This is a genomic window from Actinoallomurus liliacearum (genome assembly GCF_039542035.1).
Lineage (GTDB): Bacteria > Actinomycetota > Actinomycetes > Streptosporangiales > Streptosporangiaceae > Actinoallomurus > Actinoallomurus liliacearum.
In genome coordinates, this window is sequence record NZ_BAABHJ010000017.1 from 114,060 (window position 1) to 130,718 (window position 16,659).

Annotated in this window: 14 protein-coding genes; 8 read left to right on the plus strand and 6 right to left on the minus strand. The window is 71.1% G+C overall.

What is annotated here, in order from left to right:
* Nucleotides 1–63 precede the first annotated feature (63 nt).
* From gcvPA to ABD978_RS24260, 6 genes are all read left to right on the plus strand, one after another.
* Nucleotides 64–1,425: an aminomethyl-transferring glycine dehydrogenase subunit GcvPA gene (gene gcvPA / locus ABD978_RS24235; RefSeq protein ID WP_345358768.1), complete on the plus strand. Its 1,362-nt coding sequence runs from the start codon at nucleotides 64–66 to the stop codon at nucleotides 1,423–1,425.
* Nucleotides 1,422–2,996: an aminomethyl-transferring glycine dehydrogenase subunit GcvPB gene (gene gcvPB / locus ABD978_RS24240; RefSeq protein WP_345358770.1), complete on the plus strand. Its 1,575-nt coding sequence runs from the start codon at nucleotides 1,422–1,424 to the stop codon at nucleotides 2,994–2,996. The genes gcvPA and gcvPB overlap by 4 nt, the downstream gene beginning before the upstream one ends.
* Nucleotides 2,993–4,099 carry an ATP-NAD kinase family protein gene (locus ABD978_RS24245; RefSeq protein WP_345358772.1) on the plus strand — a complete coding sequence of 369 codons (1,107 nt, stop codon included), beginning with the start codon at nucleotides 2,993–2,995 and terminating at the stop codon, nucleotides 4,097–4,099. Before gcvPB ends, ABD978_RS24245 begins: the two co-directional genes overlap by 4 nt.
* A 16-nt stretch (nucleotides 4,100–4,115) precedes the next feature.
* Nucleotides 4,116–4,877: an SDR family NAD(P)-dependent oxidoreductase gene (locus tag ABD978_RS24250; protein ID WP_345358774.1), complete on the plus strand. Its 762-nt coding sequence runs from the start codon at nucleotides 4,116–4,118 to the stop codon at nucleotides 4,875–4,877.
* 37 nt (nucleotides 4,878–4,914) lie between these two features.
* The gene (locus ABD978_RS24255; protein ID WP_345358776.1) at nucleotides 4,915–5,556 is read left to right on the plus strand and encodes a GntR family transcriptional regulator; all 642 of its coding nucleotides are present in this window, start codon (nucleotides 4,915–4,917) and stop codon (nucleotides 5,554–5,556) included.
* A gap of 156 nt (nucleotides 5,557–5,712) precedes the next feature.
* Nucleotides 5,713–6,198 carry a DUF6194 family protein gene (locus ABD978_RS24260; RefSeq protein ID WP_345358778.1) on the plus strand — a complete coding sequence of 162 codons (486 nt, stop codon included), beginning with the start codon at nucleotides 5,713–5,715 and terminating at the stop codon, nucleotides 6,196–6,198.
* A gap of 70 nt (nucleotides 6,199–6,268) precedes the next feature.
* Here the strand turns inward: ABD978_RS24260 and ABD978_RS24265 are convergent, their stop codons facing one another.
* The 4 genes from ABD978_RS24265 to ABD978_RS24280 all read right to left on the minus strand — a co-directional run bounded on the left by ABD978_RS24265 (nucleotide 6,269) and on the right by ABD978_RS24280 (nucleotide 10,019).
* Nucleotides 6,269–7,168 carry a TauD/TfdA dioxygenase family protein gene (locus ABD978_RS24265; protein WP_425550752.1) on the minus strand — a complete coding sequence of 300 codons (900 nt, stop codon included), beginning with the start codon at nucleotides 7,166–7,168 and terminating at the stop codon, nucleotides 6,269–6,271.
* Nucleotides 7,169–7,194: 26 nt separating this feature from the next.
* Nucleotides 7,195–8,094, minus strand: a complete 900-nt coding sequence (locus tag ABD978_RS24270; protein ID WP_345358780.1) for an ABC transporter permease — start codon at nucleotides 8,092–8,094, stop codon at nucleotides 7,195–7,197.
* 64 nt (nucleotides 8,095–8,158) lie between these two features.
* Entirely contained in the window at nucleotides 8,159–8,950 is a 792-nt protein-coding gene (locus ABD978_RS24275) for an ABC transporter ATP-binding protein (protein WP_345358782.1), read from the minus strand.
* Nucleotides 8,951–9,002: 52 nt separating this feature from the next.
* Nucleotides 9,003–10,019 (minus strand): ABC transporter substrate-binding protein, encoded by a 1,017-nt coding sequence (locus ABD978_RS24280; RefSeq protein ID WP_345358784.1) that lies wholly within the window; start codon nucleotides 10,017–10,019, stop codon nucleotides 9,003–9,005.
* A 358-nt stretch (nucleotides 10,020–10,377) separates the two neighbouring features.
* Here ABD978_RS24280 and ABD978_RS24285 point away from each other — a divergent pair, with 358 nt between their 5' ends.
* Complete coding sequence (locus ABD978_RS24285) at nucleotides 10,378–11,691, plus strand: MFS transporter (protein ID WP_345358786.1); 1,314 nt, start codon at nucleotides 10,378–10,380, stop codon at nucleotides 11,689–11,691.
* A gap of 17 nt (nucleotides 11,692–11,708) precedes the next feature.
* On the opposite strand, the gene ABD978_RS24290 is transcribed toward ABD978_RS24285, so the two are convergent.
* Nucleotides 11,709–13,823, minus strand: a complete 2,115-nt coding sequence (locus ABD978_RS24290) for a WD40 repeat domain-containing serine/threonine protein kinase (RefSeq protein ID WP_345358789.1) — start codon at nucleotides 13,821–13,823, stop codon at nucleotides 11,709–11,711.
* Nucleotides 13,824–14,112: 289 nt separating this feature from the next.
* Here ABD978_RS24290 and glgX point away from each other — a divergent pair, with 289 nt between their 5' ends.
* Nucleotides 14,113–16,221, plus strand: coding sequence for a glycogen debranching protein GlgX (glgX, locus tag ABD978_RS24295; protein ID WP_345358792.1), 2,109 nt, complete (start codon nucleotides 14,113–14,115; stop codon nucleotides 16,219–16,221).
* Here the strand turns inward: glgX and ABD978_RS24300 are convergent, their stop codons facing one another.
* Nucleotides 16,222–16,638, minus strand: a complete 417-nt coding sequence (locus ABD978_RS24300) for a hypothetical protein (RefSeq protein WP_345358794.1) — start codon at nucleotides 16,636–16,638, stop codon at nucleotides 16,222–16,224.
* Nucleotides 16,639–16,659 lie beyond the last annotated feature (21 nt).

The following is a 16,659-nucleotide window of genomic DNA, read 5'->3' on the forward strand; positions in this document are numbered from 1 at the left end:
GCACACTGCATCATGTGCTTTCGTCAAGAGGGTGCGACGAGAAACTCGAAAGCGAGGACGCGTGTGAGCGTTCATCCGTACATCCCCAACTCCGTACCGGCCATCAAAGAGCAGATGCTGGCGGCCGTCGGGGCGGCGAGCACCGAGGAGTTCTACGCCGACGTGCCGGAGAGCATCCGGCTGCGCCGGCCCCTGGACCTGCCCGCCCCGCTGCGCTCGGAGGCGGAGCTGGTCCGGCACGTCGGCGCCCTGCTGACCCGCAACACCGGGACCCACGAGGCGCTCAGCTTCCTCGGCGCCGGCTGCTACCAGCACCACGTGCCGGCGGTGGTCGACGAGGTGATCAACCGCAGTGAGTTCCTCACCGCCTACGCGGGCGAGCCGTACGAGGACCACGGCCGCTTCCAGGCACTGTGGGAGTACCAGTCGCTGATGGGCGAGCTGCTGGAGATGGACGTCGTCAACGTGCCGACCTACGACGGCTTCCAGGCGTCCGCGACCGCGCTGCGGATGGCCGGCCGGATCACCGGGCGCCGCCGTCTGCTGCTGGTCACCGCCCTCGACCCGGACAAGCTGTCGAAGATCGACGACTACGTGCGTCCCGTCCACGACGTGGTCGTCGTCCCCATCGGCGCGGACGGCCGGGCCGACCTGGACGCCGTACGGGCGGAGCTGACCGCCGGCGACGTCGCGGCCGTCTACGCCGAGGCGCCCTCCTACCTGGGCATCGTCGACCCCGCGCTGCCGGAGCTGGGCCGCCTGGCGCACGAGGCCGGCGCGCTGTACGTCGTCGGCTGCAACCCGATCTCCCTCGGCGTGGTCGCGCCGCCCGCCGCCTACGGCGCGGACATCGTCTGCGGCGAGATCCAGCCGCTCGGGCTCCACCTGGCGTACGGCGGGCTGAACGGCGGGTTCGTCGCGACGCGCGACGAGGAGCGGTTCGTCGCCGAGTTCCCCTTCCGGCTGTTCGGCGTGGCGCCCACCGAGGTCGAGGGCGAGTACGGCTTCGGCGACGTCGCCTACGAGCGGACGTCCTTCGCGCTCCGCGAGGAGGGCAAGGAGTGGGTGGGCACCGCCGCCGCGCTGAACGGCATCACCGCCGGGGTGTACCTCGCGCTGATGGGCCCGCAGGGCATGCGCGAGATCGGTCAGACGATCATGGCGAACACGCGGTACGCGATCCGCCGGCTGGCCGAGGTGCCCGGCGTCGAGGTGCCGTACGCCGACGCGCCGCACTTCGCCGACTTCACCGTGCGCTTCACCGGCGCGCGGACGGCGGCCGAGGTGGGCGACGCGCTGCTGGACCGCGGCATCTTCGGTGGCCGCGTGCTGTCCGAGACCGACGCCCTGTACTGCGTCACCGAGGTCCACGGCAAGGACGACATCGACCGCCTGGCCACCGCCCTGCAGGAGATCGCGAAGTGAACACCGAACACGCCACCGTGACGCCCGCCGACGCGAAGATCGGCCCGAAGCCGCCGCTGCGCCGCTTCCACCAGGCCCGCTGGGACGAACCGCTGCTGTTCGAGCTGAGCAGCCCCGGCGAGCGGGGCGTGCTGGTCCCCGAGCCGGAGGTGCCGCTCGACGACAGCCTGCCCGAGGGGCTGCGGCGCGCGGCCCCGCCCGCCCTGCCGGAGCTGTCCCAGCTGCACGTCCTACGGCACTACCTGCGGCTGTCGCAGGAGAACCTCGGCGTCGACCTGAACGTCGACGTCGGCCAGGGCACGTGCACGATGAAGTACAGCCCGAAGGTCAACGACCGGTTCGTCCGCGACCCGAAGATCGCCGAACTGCACCCGCTGCAGGACGAGCGGACCGTACAGGGCGTGCTGGAGATCGTCTACCGGCTGGAGCGGCTGCTGCGGGAGATCTCCGGCATGGACCGGGTGTCCCTGCAGCCGGGCGCCGGTTCGGCGGCGATCTACACGAACGTGGCGATGATCCGGGCGTACTTCGCCGCGCGCGGCGAGCTGGAGCAGCGGGACGAGGTGATCACCACCATCTTCTCGCACCCGTCCAACGCCGCCTGTGCCAAGACGGCCGGGTTCAAGGTGATCACGCTGTACCCGGACGCCGACGGCTACCCCGACATCGAGGCGCTCAAGGCCGCGGTCGGCCCCCGCACGGCGGCCCTGCTGATCACCAACCCGGAGGACACCGGGATCTTCAACCCGCGGATCGAGGAGTTCGTCAAGATCGTCCACGACGCGGGCGGCCTGTGCTCCTACGACCAGGCGAACGCCAACGGCATCCTCGGCATCACCCGGGCCCGCGACGCCGGCTTCGACCTGTGCCATTTCAACCTGCACAAGACCTTCTCGACGCCGCACGCCTGCGGCGGCCCCGCGGCGGGCGCCTCCGGCGTGACCGAGGCGCTGGCGCCGTTCCTGCCCAGGCCGACCGTGGAGTTCGACGGCACCCGCTACCGCCTCGACGACGACCGGCCCGAATCGGTCGGCAAGATCCGGCCGTTCTACGGCGTGGTCCCGAACCTGGTCCGCGCCTACGCCTGGATCATGGCGCTCGGCGCGGAGGGCCTGCGGGAGGCCGCCGAGGTCGCCGTGCTCAACAACAACTACCTGATGAAGAAGGTCCTGGAGATCCGGGGCACGTCCGCCCCGTACGCGGAGGGGCGGCGGCGGATCGAGCAGGTCCGCTACAGCTGGGCGAAGCTGGCCGAGGAGACCGGCGTGCACACCGAGGACATCGGCTACCGCGCCGCCGACTTCGGCACGCACTACTGGACCAGCCATCACCCGTTCCTGGTGCCGGAGCCGATGACGCTCGAACCCACCGAGTCGTACTCCAGGGCCGACCTGGACGAGTACGCCGCGATCCTGGCCGAGGTCGCGCGCGAGGCGTACGAGGAGCCGGAGACGGTGCGGACCGCGCCGCACCGCTCGACCGTGCACCGCATCCGTCAGGACACCCTGGAGGACCCGCAGACCTGGGCGGTCACCTGGCGCGCCTACCGGCGGAAGATCCTGGGCGAATGAGGTTCGGGCTCGTCGTCAACCCGGTCGCCGGCCTCGGCGGCCGGGTCGGCCTCAAGGGCAGCGACGGCGCGGACGTGCAGCGGCGGGCCCGCGCGCTCGGCGCGGAGCCCAGAGCGGCCGAGCGTGCCGCGCTCGCGCTGGCCGAGCTGCGCTCGCGGCTCGGCGCCGGACTGACCGTGCGGACCGCCGCGGGCGCGATGGGCGCCGACGCGGTCGCCGCCGCCGGGCTGCGGCCCGCCGTCGTCCACGAACCGGGCCGCCCCACCACGCCCGCCGACACCAGGGCCGCGGCCGTCGCACTGGCCGCCGAGGTCGACCTGCTGCTGTTCGCGGGCGGGGACGGCACCGCCCGCGACGTCCTCGACGCGGTCGGCCTGTCGGTGCCGGTGCTCGGCGTGCCGACCGGCGTGAAGATGCACTCGGCGGTGTTCGGCGTCAGCCCGCGCGCCGCCGGGGAGGCGGCCGCGCTGATGGCGGCCGGCGGCACGACGCTCCGCGACGCCGAGGTGATGGACCTCGACGAGGACGCGGTGCGCGAGGGACGGGTCTCGGCCCGGCTGTACGGCCACCTGCGGGTGCCGGACGTCCCGGTCCGGATCCAGCAGCGCAAGGTGGGCGGTTCGGTCACCTCGCCGTCGTCCGTCGGCGGGATCGCCGCCGAACTGCGCCGGCGGCTCGGTCCCGGCGAGGCGCTCGTCCTGGGCCCGGGCGGCACGATGCGCGCCGTCGCCGCCGCGCTCGGCGCCGACGTCCCCGTCATGGGCGTGAACGTGCTGGACCGGGACGGGCGGCTCGTCGCCGCGGACGTCGCCGCGGCGAGACTCGAGGAGACCGTCCGGGAGACGCCCGCGTGGGTGGCCGTCACCCCGATCGGCGGGCAGGGCTTCCTGCTGGGCCGGGGCAACCAGCAGATCTCCCCGGCCGTGCTGCGCGCCGTCGGCGCGGACCGCCTGCTGGTCGTGGCGACCGAGACCAAGCTCGCCGCCCTGGGCGGGCGGCCCCTGCTCGTCGACACCGGCGACGAGGACCTGGACCGCGAGCTCACGGGCCACCGGCCCGTGCTGACGGGGCACGGGCGCACCGCCATGTACCCCATCCGTTGAAGGAAGGACCGGAAGAATGATCTCTCTTGCGGGCAAGCGGGCCGTCGTGACCGGCGCCGCGTCCGGCATCGGCCGGGCCACGGCCGAGCTGCTGGCCGAGCTCGGCGCCGCCGTCGTGCTGGCCGACGTCGACGAGACGGGCGGGGCGGAGGCCGAGAAGGCCGTCATCGCCGCCGGTGGCCGGGCGGTGTTCGTCCGCTGCGACGTGTCCGGCGCCGCCGACTGTGAGCGCGTCATCGCGACCGCCCGGGAGGCCTTCGGCGGCGTCGACGTGCTGTTCAACAACGCCGGGATCATCCGGCGGTCCACCGTGTGCGGGATCGCCGAGGACGACTGGGACCGGGTGATGGCCGTCAACGTCAAGTCGATCATGTTGTTGAGCCGGCACGCGATACCGCTGATGCGGGCCGCCGGCGGCGGAAGCATCATCAACACGGGGTCCGGTTGGGGCATCAAGGGCGGCGCGGACGCCGTATCGTACTGCGCGTCCAAAGGCGCGGTCGTGAACATGACGCGTGCGATGGCCATCGACCACGGGCCTGACGGCATCCGGGTCAACTGCGTCTGCCCGGGCGACACGGCCACCGGCATGCTCGCCGAGGAGGCGCGGCAGCTCGGCGGATCGGTGGAGGCCTTCTACGAGGAGGCCGCCGACCGTCCGCTCGGCCGGATCGGCACGCCTGGGGACATCGCGCGGACCGTGGCCTTCCTGGCGAGTGACGCCGCGTCGTTCGTCAGCGGCGCGGTCATCGCCGTCGACGGCGCCGGCACCGCCTGAACGACCTGATCGCCGCCGGAGAAGGGAAGACTGCCAGATGCCGATCGAGCGCCGCCCGTTGCGTGAGCAGATCAAGGACGAGATCCTCGACCGGCTGGGCCGGGGCGAGTTCGACCCCGACCAGCCGATCAACGAGACCGTCCTGGCGACCGATCTGGGGGTGAGCCGCACTCCCCTGCGGGAGGCGCTGATCGGCCTGGAGCGCGAGGGCATCATCGTCAGCGAGCGCGGCCGGGGTTTCCGGTTCGCGCCGATGAGCGCGCAGGAGTTCCGCGACCTGACCACGATCGTGGCCCACATGGAATCACTGGCGCTGGAGGTGTCCGAACCGGAGTACCTCATCTCGATCGCGCCACGCCTGCTCGAGGAGGCGCGGGCGTTCTCGGCGCCGGAGGCGGAGTACGCCGTGCTCGAACGCTACGACGACGCCTGGCACGACCTGCTCCTGTCCGGCTGCCCCAACGAGCGCCTGATGGACCTGATCACCTCGCTCAAGCTCACCATGCGGCGGTACGAACGCGTCATCATCGGCGACCAGCAGGTACTGGAGCGTTCGGCCGAGGAGCACGAACGGATCGCCGAGTGCGTCCAGGCCGGCGACATCGACGGCGCGGTGGCCGCCTTGAAGGTCAACTGGAACAGCGGCATGGAACGCATCCTCGAACGCCTCGACGACTGACGCGCCCCCAGTCGGCAGGCTCGTTCAACCCGCATTTGAGGGTTCTGTCGCTAGACGCGGTGGTCGCAGTGCCGTCCTGCACAAAAAGTCGCTAATAGCACTTCAATGGAAAACTTGAAGGGAGGAAACAGCACGAGATCGGGACGAAAGGACCTCATGACCGAGGACGAGATCATCCAGTTCGCCGCCGGCCTGCCGGGGACCGTCGCCGTCACGGCGGGCGAGGACACCGGTGCTCCGGAGGCGGCCTGGGGCGACACCTTCATCTCCTACGACCCGCGCGGTGACGCGCCCGCCGATCGATGGCAGCCCTTCGCGACGATCGTCACCAAGGACTACGAGGGATTCGACACGGCGTCCGACCTGAACCGCCCCGGCGTGTTCCGGTTGAACATCGCCGTCGGGCGCAAGCGGTTCGAGGAGTTGCTCGGTCACCCGCCCGCCGCGGCCGCGGAGCACCGCGCCGGGATCGACTTCACGGTGACCGACCGGTTCCTCCCTCACCCCGCGTACGCCGTCCAGGGCTGGGTCTGCGTCCTGAACCCCGGCGAGGCGACCGCCCCGCTCGCGCGGGCCCTGCTGGAGGAGGCCCGCGACCGGGCGGCCGAACGATTCGAGCGGACCCGGCCGAACCCGGCCTGACCCGCCCCGTCCGGCCGCCCACGGCGGCCGGACGGGACCCGGAGCCCCGCCGCTCCGGGCCCCGCGTCCATCAGGCGGCCGCGACGGCCGGTGTGTAGTGATGGGCCTCATCGCCCTCGATGACGTGGCTCTCCGCCCCGTCGACGCCCACCGGAACGTCGCCCGCCACGGTCACCCGGTGCAGCCTGCGCGGCTGGTCCCCGTAGTCGTCCGGGGCGTAGTGCTGGGTGATCCGGTTGTCGAACACCACGAGGTCGCCGGGGTTCCACTGCACCCGCAGGATGTTCTCCGGCCGGATGACGTACTCCTGCAGGATGCGCAGGATGTCGCGCGACTCGGTGCTGTTCAACCCGACGATCCGCTGGGCGAACCCGCCGATGAACAGCCCGCGTTCGCCGGTCCGCGGATGCACCCGCACGACCGGGTGCCCGGTCTGGTAGCGCGTGGAGACGAACGTCTCCCGGTACTTCACCGCGTTCTCCGTGTTCGTACGCGGCAGGACGTAGTCGTAGTCGTTGGTGTGCACGGCCCAGAGCCGGTCGGCGAACTCCCGCAACTGCTCCGGCAGGTCCCGGTAGGCCGCCGCGGCGTTCGCGATCAGCGTGTTGCCCCCGTACGGCGGCACGACCAGGGCGCGCAGCGTACTGACCTTGGGCGGCGTGCGCACGAACGTCACGTCCGTGTGCCAGTGGTTGGACCGGATGCCCTCCTCGCCGTCGACCGGCAGGATGTTGGGGCTTCCGTCCACGGACGGCACGGTGGGATGGGCGGCGGTCAGCTCGCCGAACCGCGCGGCGAAGCGGATCTGGCCCTCGTCGTCGAGGCCGGTGTTGCGGAAGACCAGGGCCTTGTGCTCCAGCAGCGCCGCGTCGACCTCGCGGAACTGCTCGTCGTCGAGCCGGCCGAGGTCGGCGCCGGTGACCTCCGCGCCGATGCGCCCGCCGACCTTGCGGATGTCGATGATGGACATGGGGAACTCCTTCTCTCGCAGAGATGTCACGAGTGGCGGACGGTGGGGTCGGCGGCGCGCAGCAGCAGACGCAGCAGGCCGTCGAACGCGAAGCCGAGGACGGCGATGACGATGATCCCGCTGAAGATCAACGGGGTCTGGAGGTAGTTGCCGGCCTGCAGGATCAGGAAGCCGACTCCCCCGGTGGCCGCGATCATCTCGGCCGCGATGATGCTCGTCCAGGCGCCGCCCATGGCGATCCGCATCCCCGTGATCACGCCCGGGACGGCGGCGCGGAGCCGTACGTGCACCATCGTGTGGAAGTGCGAGGCTCCCAGGCTCCGGCTGGCGTGCACCAGCTCGACCGGTACGGCGTCGAGGGCGCCGAGGGTCGCGATCGTGATGACCGGGACCACGCCGAAGAAGAGCAGCGCCACCTTCGACGTCTCGCCGATGCCGAACCAGACGACGAGCAGCGGGATGAACGCGATCGGCGGCAGCGGCCGTACGACCGCGATGAGGGGGTCGGCCAGCTCGCGGATCACGCGGACGCCCGCCATCGCCGCGCCCAGGACGAGGCCCACGACCGTGCCGAGGCCGAACCCGGCGAGGATCCGGCCCGTGCTGATCAGGGCGTCCTCGACCAGGGTCCTGCCCTGGACCTCCGGATACGGATGGGTGACGTAGTGCAGGAACTCACGGACGGTCTGGACGACCGTCGGCAGCGTCACCGGGTCGTCGATGACGACCGCCGCGACCTGCCAGCCGCCGAGGGCCAGCAGCAGCCCGGCGCCGCCGTACGCCACCCGCCGCCACGAACGCCGCCTCCGCCGTCCCCGCGTGCCGCCCGTCCCGGGCGTCTCCGGGGACGGCTCCTTCCCGTCGGGGACCTCGCATACGGCGGTCGCCGACGGGCGCGGATCGGCGTCGAGGGACTTCTCGGTCATGCGGCCTCCTTCGCCGGAGGAGTGACCAGCGGCACTGTGCTCGTGATTCGCTCGCTCCACTCGGTCATTGCTCCAGCACCTCCCTGATGCGCCGCTTGGCGGTGACGAACTCGAGCGTCTCGTTGTCCTCGTAGACCCGGGGGCGCTTGAGGGGGATGTCGACGACCGCCTTCGTCCGGCCGGGCCGCCCGGACAGCACCGCGACCCGGTCGCCCAGGAGCGTCGCCTCCTCGACGTCATGGGTGACGAACACGATCGTCATGCGGTGCCGCTGCCAGAGCTCCAGCAGGAACCGCTGCATCCCGGCGCGGGTGATGGCGTCGAGCGCCCCGAACGGCTCGTCCATGAGGAGCACGCTCGGGTGGTTGATCAGCACGCGGGCGAACGCCGCCCGGTGGCGCATCCCGCCGGAGAGTTCGTGGGGGTAGGCGTCCCGGAAGTCCGCCAGCCCGACCGTCTCCAGGAGCGCGTCGGCCTCCTCCGCCACCTCCGGGGTGAGCGCGCCTCGGGCCTTCGGCCCGTACAGGACGTTCTGGCGGGTGGTGAGCCAGGGGAACAGCGTCGGCGTCTGGAACAGCACACCCCGGTCGGGGCCCGGCCCGGCCACCGGCCGCCCGCCCACGAGCACCTCGCCGGCGTCGGCGGGGACGAACCCGGCGAGGATGCCGAGCAGCGTGGACTTGCCGCATCCGGAGGGGCCGAGCAGGCAGAGGAACTCCCCCGCCTCGATGTCGAGGCTCACGCCTTCCAGCGCCGGGGTCCGTCTGCGTCGTCCGCGGAACGTCTTGCCGACGTCCCGGAGCCGTACGGCGGACGGCCGTTCGGTGATCGGGCGTTCTTCGACGACCGCGTTCATCGGCGGGCCTCCCGGGGTCGCCGGGACGGGAGGCGTGTCACGGTGGGCCGGCTCACGCGCAGCCTCCCGCCTGTGCCTTGTCCCAGAAGCTCGGGTCGATGTGCGCGGCGGCCTGGGCGACGGACGGAGCCGTCTTCGCCCGGCCCTGCGTCACCAGGAACTCCCCGGTGCGCTGGAAGTTCGCGGCCAGCCTGCCGGAGGACGCCTTGCCGTCCGCGCCCTTGAGCCAGCCGGTCTCCTCGGCGGGCGGGATGTAGGGGTAGCTCTTCGTCGCCTCGACGGCGTCGTCGGGCCGCACGCCGAGGAACCGAGCGGCCGGGCGGACGTACTTGGCGGCCTGGTCGCCGTGGACCAGCGTCTGGGCCTTGGAGATCTGGCAGACCAGTCGCTGGACCACGTCGCGGTTCTTCGCCGCGTACGGCCGGCTGACGGCCAGCATGTTGACCGCGGCGTACCCCAGCTTCGCGACGTCCGCCGCCGTCGTGAGCACCCGTCCGCCGTGCTTCTTCAGCTCGAGCAGGAAGGCCTGGCTGATGTACACCGCGTCGATCTTGTGGGCCTTCCAGGCGGCGGCCTCGGCGGCCTCGCTCGCGAAGCTGGCGATCTGCACCCTGCCGGTGAGCCCCTGGCTCTTCAGCCAGCCCCGGAGCTGGAAGTCGAGTGTGGAGCCGACGAGCACGCCGACCTTTCCCAGGTCGGCGTTCGACCTGACCGCGTTGCTCACCACCAGCCCGGACTCGTCGAGGCTCTCGGCGAAGACCACCTCCACGTCCGTGCCGGAGGTGAAGGCGCCCACGAAGGGCGGGTTGCCGACGCCGGAGATCACCGGGAAGGCGCCGGCGCGCAGTTGGGCCATGCCGGCGACGCCGCTGTCGATCGGGCGGAGCTCGATCTTCGCCTTGACGCGGGAGGCCAGGCCGGGGTCGGCGGCCACGACGGCCTCGGGGCCGGCGACGGCCCCCTGGAAGTATCCGATCTTCAGGGTCGGCGAGTCCGAGCGCGCCTGTGCGGCGCAGCCGGTTCCGGCCAGGGTCAGGGCCAGGACGGCCGAAAGGGATCTGTAGGGCATGAGGGAGTGCGCTCCTGTACGGGGGCGGCGCCGCCTTTGGGCACGGAGCACTCGTCGGAGGAGTGCCGTGGGACCCCGTGACGGGTGAACGGGCTGCGGGGATGTGAGGGGACGCGGTCGGGAGAAGGGCCGCGGGAGACGGTGATCGGCGAGGTCGTCAGCCGCGACAGCGGGCTGCGGCGACACGGACCAGGTCGACGTGCCACCGGCGGGTGAGGGCGGGCCGGACGCGCATGCCCTGAATGAAACACGACGAACCGGATGCGGTCAACCTTTCCTACCTGATAACCATGGAATTGATCGTCTCAACTCTGGGTAAAGATCGGCTGGGAGCGACCGACCGGACTAAGGACCGCACATGGGCATCCCCCTGCTCGGCGACATCCGTGACCAGGCCGGTGGCCTGGATCGAGACCAGCGCAACGCCTTCCTCGCCGCGTTCCTCGGCTGGACGATGGACGCGTTCGACTACTTCCTTCTCGTCTTCGTGATCACCGAGGTCGCCAAGGACTTCGGCACGTCGGCCGAGAAGGTCACCGTCGCGACCACGCTGACGCTGATCGCCCGGCCGCTCGGCGCGTACCTGTTCGGACTCTGGGCGGACAAGGTCGGCCGGCGGATCCCGCTCATGGTCGACGTGCTGTTCTACTCCGTCATCGAGATGATCTCCGGCTTCTCGACCTCGCTGACCATGCTGCTCGCGCTGCGGTTCCTGTACGGCCTCGGCATGGGCGGCGAGTGGGGCCTGGGCGTCTCCCTGGCGATGGAGAAGATCCCGCCGGCCAAGCGCGGGTTCTACTCCGGCATGCTCCAGGTCGGCTATCCGGCGGGCTACCTGGTGGCCGCGCTCGCCTACTTCGCCATCACGCCGATCTTCGGCTGGCGGGGCCTGTTCGTCTTCGGGGCGGTGCCCGCGCTTCTGGCGCTGTACGTGCGGTACCGCGTAGGCGAGTCGGAGGTCTGGGAGCGCACGAACGCGCGGCTGCAGATGACGCGCACCCCGCTGCGCAAGGTCTTCTTCGACCGGAAGGTCCTGGTCCGGTTCTTCTACCTCGTGCTGCTCATGACCGCCTTCAACTTCATGAGCCACGGCACGCAGGACGTTTATCCAACCTTCGTGAAGAAGGGCCTGGGGCACTCCCCCCACTACGCGGTCGGCATCGCCGTGATCTACAACGTCGGCGCGATCCTCGGCGGCGTCCTGGTCGGCACGCTGTCGCAGCGCTTCGGCCGGCGGCGCGCCATCGTCGGCGCGTCCCTGCTGGCCCTACTCGTCGTGCCGCTGTTCGCCTACTCCAAGAGCACGGCCATGCTCGCGATCAGTGCGTTCCTCATGCAGTTCTTCGTCCAAGGCGCCTGGGGCGTCATTCCCGCACACCTGACGGAGATGTCACCCGACGCCATCCGCGGCTTCTACCCCGGCGTGACCTACCAGCTCGGCAACCTCCTCGCCGCGGTCAACCTGCCCTTGCAAGAACGCCTCGCGGACGCGCACGGCTACTCGTTCGCGTTCGCAGTCGTGGTGGCACCGACTCTTCTCGCCGTGATCCTGCTGACCGCGTTCGGCCGCGAGGCCCACAGCGTCGAGTTCGGCGGCGCTCCGACAACCCCGCCCGGCCCGGAGGAGCCGGAGCGGACCACCCCGTCTCAGCCCGGCGAGGCGACCGCATGACCCTCGCGGCGGCATGCTCAGCGGAGCTTCCAGAGCCGGAGAGCGCCGTTGTCGTACCCGACGGCCAGTGTCATGGCGTCGGGGCTGAAGGCCTGGGCCTGAACGGCACCGGGCTGGGGCGCGAGGTCGTTCTCGCGGGTGGCATAACGGTGGGTCGTGTCGCTGATCCATACGTGCAGCGTTCCGCCGCAGCCGTCCCCGGTCACCGGGCACTTCAGGCTGGCGAGGGTGGCGCCATCGGTGCTGAAGGCGATCCATTCGCCGCCGTACCCGGGTGACGGGGTGATGGCCTGGCGGGTCGTGGTGTCCCAGAGGCGCACACCGTTCTTCGTGGCGGTGCCGTCACAGCCGCCGGCCAGGGTCTTGCCGTCCACGCTGAAGGACAGTGAGCGTACGCCCTGGTCGCAGGGGCCGCCGTCGGAGCCGGTGTTGATGACGCCGTTGGCGCGGCCGCTGGTGACGTCCCAGAGGCGGATGACCCGCGTGCCGGGTGCCCCGGAGTTGTTGTCGCTGGTGGCAAGGGTCCTGCCGTCGGGGCTGAAGGCCATGCTGAGGATATGGGCGGGCAGGGAGAAACTCGCCGTGACCCGGCCGCTGGTCGTATCCCACAGCTGAACGATGTCCTGGTAGATGTCCTTGGCGTGGGCGTCGTTGGTGGCGCTGGCCAGGGTGCTCCCATCGGGACTGAACAGCAGGGCCGGGAGGGTGATGTACGCCCCGAGGAGTCCGCTGCGGGGGAGGGTGTCGATCAACTTGTCGTTGAACAGGCTCCACAGTTGGATGCGGGTGGCGTAGCCACCGCGGGCATCGGTGGCAGCGGCCAGGGTCGTGCCGCCGGAGCCGAACGCGAGGGCGAAGACGTTCCCCGGAGCGGTGAGCGTGGTCCTGAGCTCGCCGGTGGGCACATCCCACAGCCGGATGACGCGCTGCCGGCGGCTCGCGCTGGCCAGGACCTTGCCGTCCGGGCTGAACACGGTGAAATCGACGCTCGCCCCTTTCGCCATGAGCGTGGCAGGGGACAGCGTGGGGACCGCGCTGCTGCGTATCGCGGTGCTGGTCCGCGACTGTGCCTTTCCCCGTGCGGGCGACGAGAAGTAGCTGAAGGCCCCGACGGTGCCGAGCGTCAACGCCAGGGCCGCGGCGGAGGCCAGTACGGCGCGGGCGCGTCGCGTCAGTCGAGGGGACGAGCGAGGTGGGGCCCAGCCGGGCGGCGGCGGTGCCTGACTCATGGCGGAACCGGCCGGGCCCGGGGGCTCGCCGCCGGGGATCGTCCTGCGTTCGGCGGTCATCGCCGTGACGGCCGGCGGCAGCCACTGGGCCGGCAGGTCGGGCGCCGTGCCGAGACGGTCGAGGATGGCGGCCAGAGTGGGCCGGTCGGCGGGGTTCTTGGCCAGGCACGCGGTGATCAGATCGGCGAGTCGCGCCGGCAGACCGGCCAGACGCGTGAGGTCGGGCCGGTCGTGGACGACGCGGTAGATGATGGCGTGGGCCGCACCGGTCCCGAAAGGGCTGTCGCCGGTGGCGGCGAAGGCCAGCACCGACCCGAGGGAGAACACGTCGCTCTCCGGCCCGAGCGGGTCGCCTCGTCCCTGTTCGGGTGACATGAAGGCCGGGGTCCCGAGGATCGAGGTCGTGTGATGGGTGGCGTCCAGGGCCCGGGCGATACCGAAGTCGATCACGCGAGGCCCGTCGTCGGCCAGGATCACGTTGGCGGGCTTGAGGTCGCGATGCACCAGGCCGCACCCGTGGATCGCGACCAGCCCCTCGGCCAGACCGGCCCCCAGAACGGCCACCGCCGTCGCGGGCAGCGGCCCGTGTGATCGCACCGCCTCGTGCAGGGACGGGCCCGGGACGTAAGCGGTGACCAGCCACGGCGGATCGGCCCGCACGTCGGCGTCGACGACCTGCGCGGTGTAGAAGCCGCCCACCCGGCGGGCCGCCTCCACCTCGACGGCGAACCGCTCCCGGAACCGCTCGTCACCCGCCAGTTCCGGCCGGACCACCTTCACCGCCACCGGCCGGCCGCCCGGCGAACGCCCCAGGAACACCTGGCCCATCCCGCCGCCGCCCAACCGCCCCTCCAGGCGGTACGGCCCCACCTGCCGTGGATCGGCCGCGTCAAGCGGAACCATCGACACCTATCCTCGATTCAGAGGAACACTTCTGTTCATTCGTGACGAATCCTTCCACGAAGCGACTCTCCCGAGAACCGGCCGGACCGTCCTGGCGCCGACCTTTCCTGACCTCACATAGAGTGCATCCCTGGCGAAACGGGAGAAAGCCCTGGTCACCGGCGTGGCCGGCGCCGTCCGCGCGAGTTCCGGGCGCCGATTCCCGGCCGTTCCCGGCCGCGCCATTCGCGTCTTCGGCGAGGTGCGGCAACAATTCGATGAGGCATGTCCGTGGACACCGAGGAGAGCGATGCAGGAGGTCTGGCCCGGCACCCCGTACCCGTTGGGCGCCACTTGGGACGGGACCGGTACGAACTTCGCGCTGTTCTCGGAGGTGGCGCAGCGGGTCGAGCTGTGCCTGTTCGACGAGGACGGTACCGAGACCCGCTACGCCCTGCCCGAGACGGACGGCTTCGTCTGGCACGGCTACCTGCCCGGCGTGGGCCCCGGGCAGCGGTACGGCTACCGGGTGCACGGGCCGTACGCCCCGGAACGGGGACACCGGTGCAACCCCGCCAAGCTGCTGCTGGACCCGTACGGCAAGGCCGTCGACGGTGACGTGCGCTGGCACGAGTCCCTGTTCTCGTACCGGTTCGCGGCGCCGGCGGAGCTCAACACCGAGGACAGCGCGCCGTACATGCCGAAGAACGTCGTGATCAATCCGTTCTTCGACTGGGGTGACGACCGGTCGCCGCGGACGCCGTACCACGAGACGGTGATCTACGAGGCGCACGTCAAGGGGCTGACGCGGCTGCACCCGGCGATCCCGGAAAGCCAGCGCGGCACCTACGCGGGGCTCGCCCATCCGGCGATGATCGAGCACCTCCAGGAGCTCGGCGTCACGGCGATCGAGCTGATGCCGGTGCACCACTTCGTCTCCGAGCACGCCCCGGTGGCGCGCGGGCTGACCAACTACTGGGGCTACAACACGATCGGGTTCCTCGCGCCGCACAACGCCTATTCCTCGTCCGGGCAGCTCGGCGAGCAGGTCCTGGAGTTCAAGGCGATGGTGCGGACCCTGCACGAGGCGGGCATCGAGGTGATCCTCGACGTGGTCTACAACCACACCGCCGAGGGCGACCACCTGGGCCCGACGCTCAGTTTCCGCGGGATCGACAACGCCGCCTACTACCGGCTCCGGGACACCGACAAGCGGTACAACCTGGACTACACCGGCTGCGGCAACAGCCTCAACGCCCGGCACCCCCACGCGCTGCAGCTGATGATGGACTCGCTGCGGTACTGGGTGACCGAGATGCACGTGGACGGGTTCCGGTTCGACCTCGCCTCGGCACTGGCCCGGGAATTCCACGACGTGGACCGGCTGTCGGCGTTCTTCGACCTGGTCCAGCAGGACCCGATCGTCTCGCAGGTCAAGCTGATCGCCGAGCCCTGGGACGTCGGCGAGGGCGGCTACCAGGTCGGCAACTTCCCCCCGCTGTGGACGGAGTGGAACGGCAAGTACCGCGACTCGGTCCGGGACTTCTGGCGCGGCCAGCCGGCGCTGCAGGAGTTCGCCTCCCGCCTGACCGGCTCCAGCGACCTGTACGCCGACGACGGCCGGCGCCCGCTGGCCTCGATCAACTTCGTCACCTGCCACGACGGGTTCACACTGCACGACCTCGTCTCCTACGACCGCAAGCACAACGAGGCCAACGGCGAGAACAACCGCGACGGTACCGACGACAACCGCTCCTGGAACCACGGCGTCGAGGGCGAGACCGACGACCCGGAGATCAACGCGCTGCGCGCCCGCCAGCAACGCAACCTGATCGCCACGCTGTTCCTGTCCCAGGGCGTGCCGATGCTGTCGCACGGCGACGAGCTGAACCGGACGCAGCACGGCAACAACAACGCCTACTGCCAGGACAACGAGCTGGCCTGGGCGTCCTGGGACGGCGACCAGGACCTCGTCGACTTCGTCCGTACGGTGTCGGAGCTGCGCCGGGACCACCCGGTCTTCCGGCGGCGGCGGTTCTTCCAGGGGCGCACGCACGGCGACGAACTGGACGGCGAGCGCGACATCTGCTGGCTCACGCCGTCGGGCACGGAGATGACCGAGGCGGACTGGAACATCGGCTACGCCAAGGCCGTCGCGGTGTACCTCAACGGTGACGCGATCACCGAGCCGGACCCGCGGGGGCGGCGGGTCCGCGACGACTCGTTCCTGCTGCTGTTCAACGCGCACTCCGACGGCATCGTCTTCCGTATCCCGGACGCGCGGTTCGGCGAGCGGTGGGAGGTCGTCCTCGACACGGCGACGCCGAAACCGGCCGACCGCGAGCCGGTCAAGGCCGACGACGACCTGGCGGTCGCCGACCGGGCCCTGGTCCTGCTGCGCCGCGTCCTTCCCGCCTGATCAGGGCTGGCCACGGCTGACCCTGATCGCGGTGAACAGCACGAGCACGAACGTCAGGATGGCGACCGTGCCGTGGGCGAGCACGCCGAGCAGCGGGAAATGCTGCTCGGCCCCGCGCGCGTGCTTTCCGCCGCGTCCGGTCAGCCACCGCGTCAGCAGGGTGAACCCCAGCAGCGCCACGATCACCAGCACCCCGAATGAGCTCCACGCGTACGCGATCCGCGCCGTCAGCAGGAACGCCACCCAGGCCGCCAGCGCCACCACGGCGAGGGCGGGATGGCCGAGGACGACCGTCGCCGGAAAACGGGTGACCTTCGTGCCCTGCCGTCGCAGGCCGCCGTTGGCCAGCCAGACGATCAGCAGGTAGGCGCCCACGGCCGCGGCCAGGACCCACATCACTAATGCGGCGAAGCCCATTCTTTGCCCCCTCTTACCCGT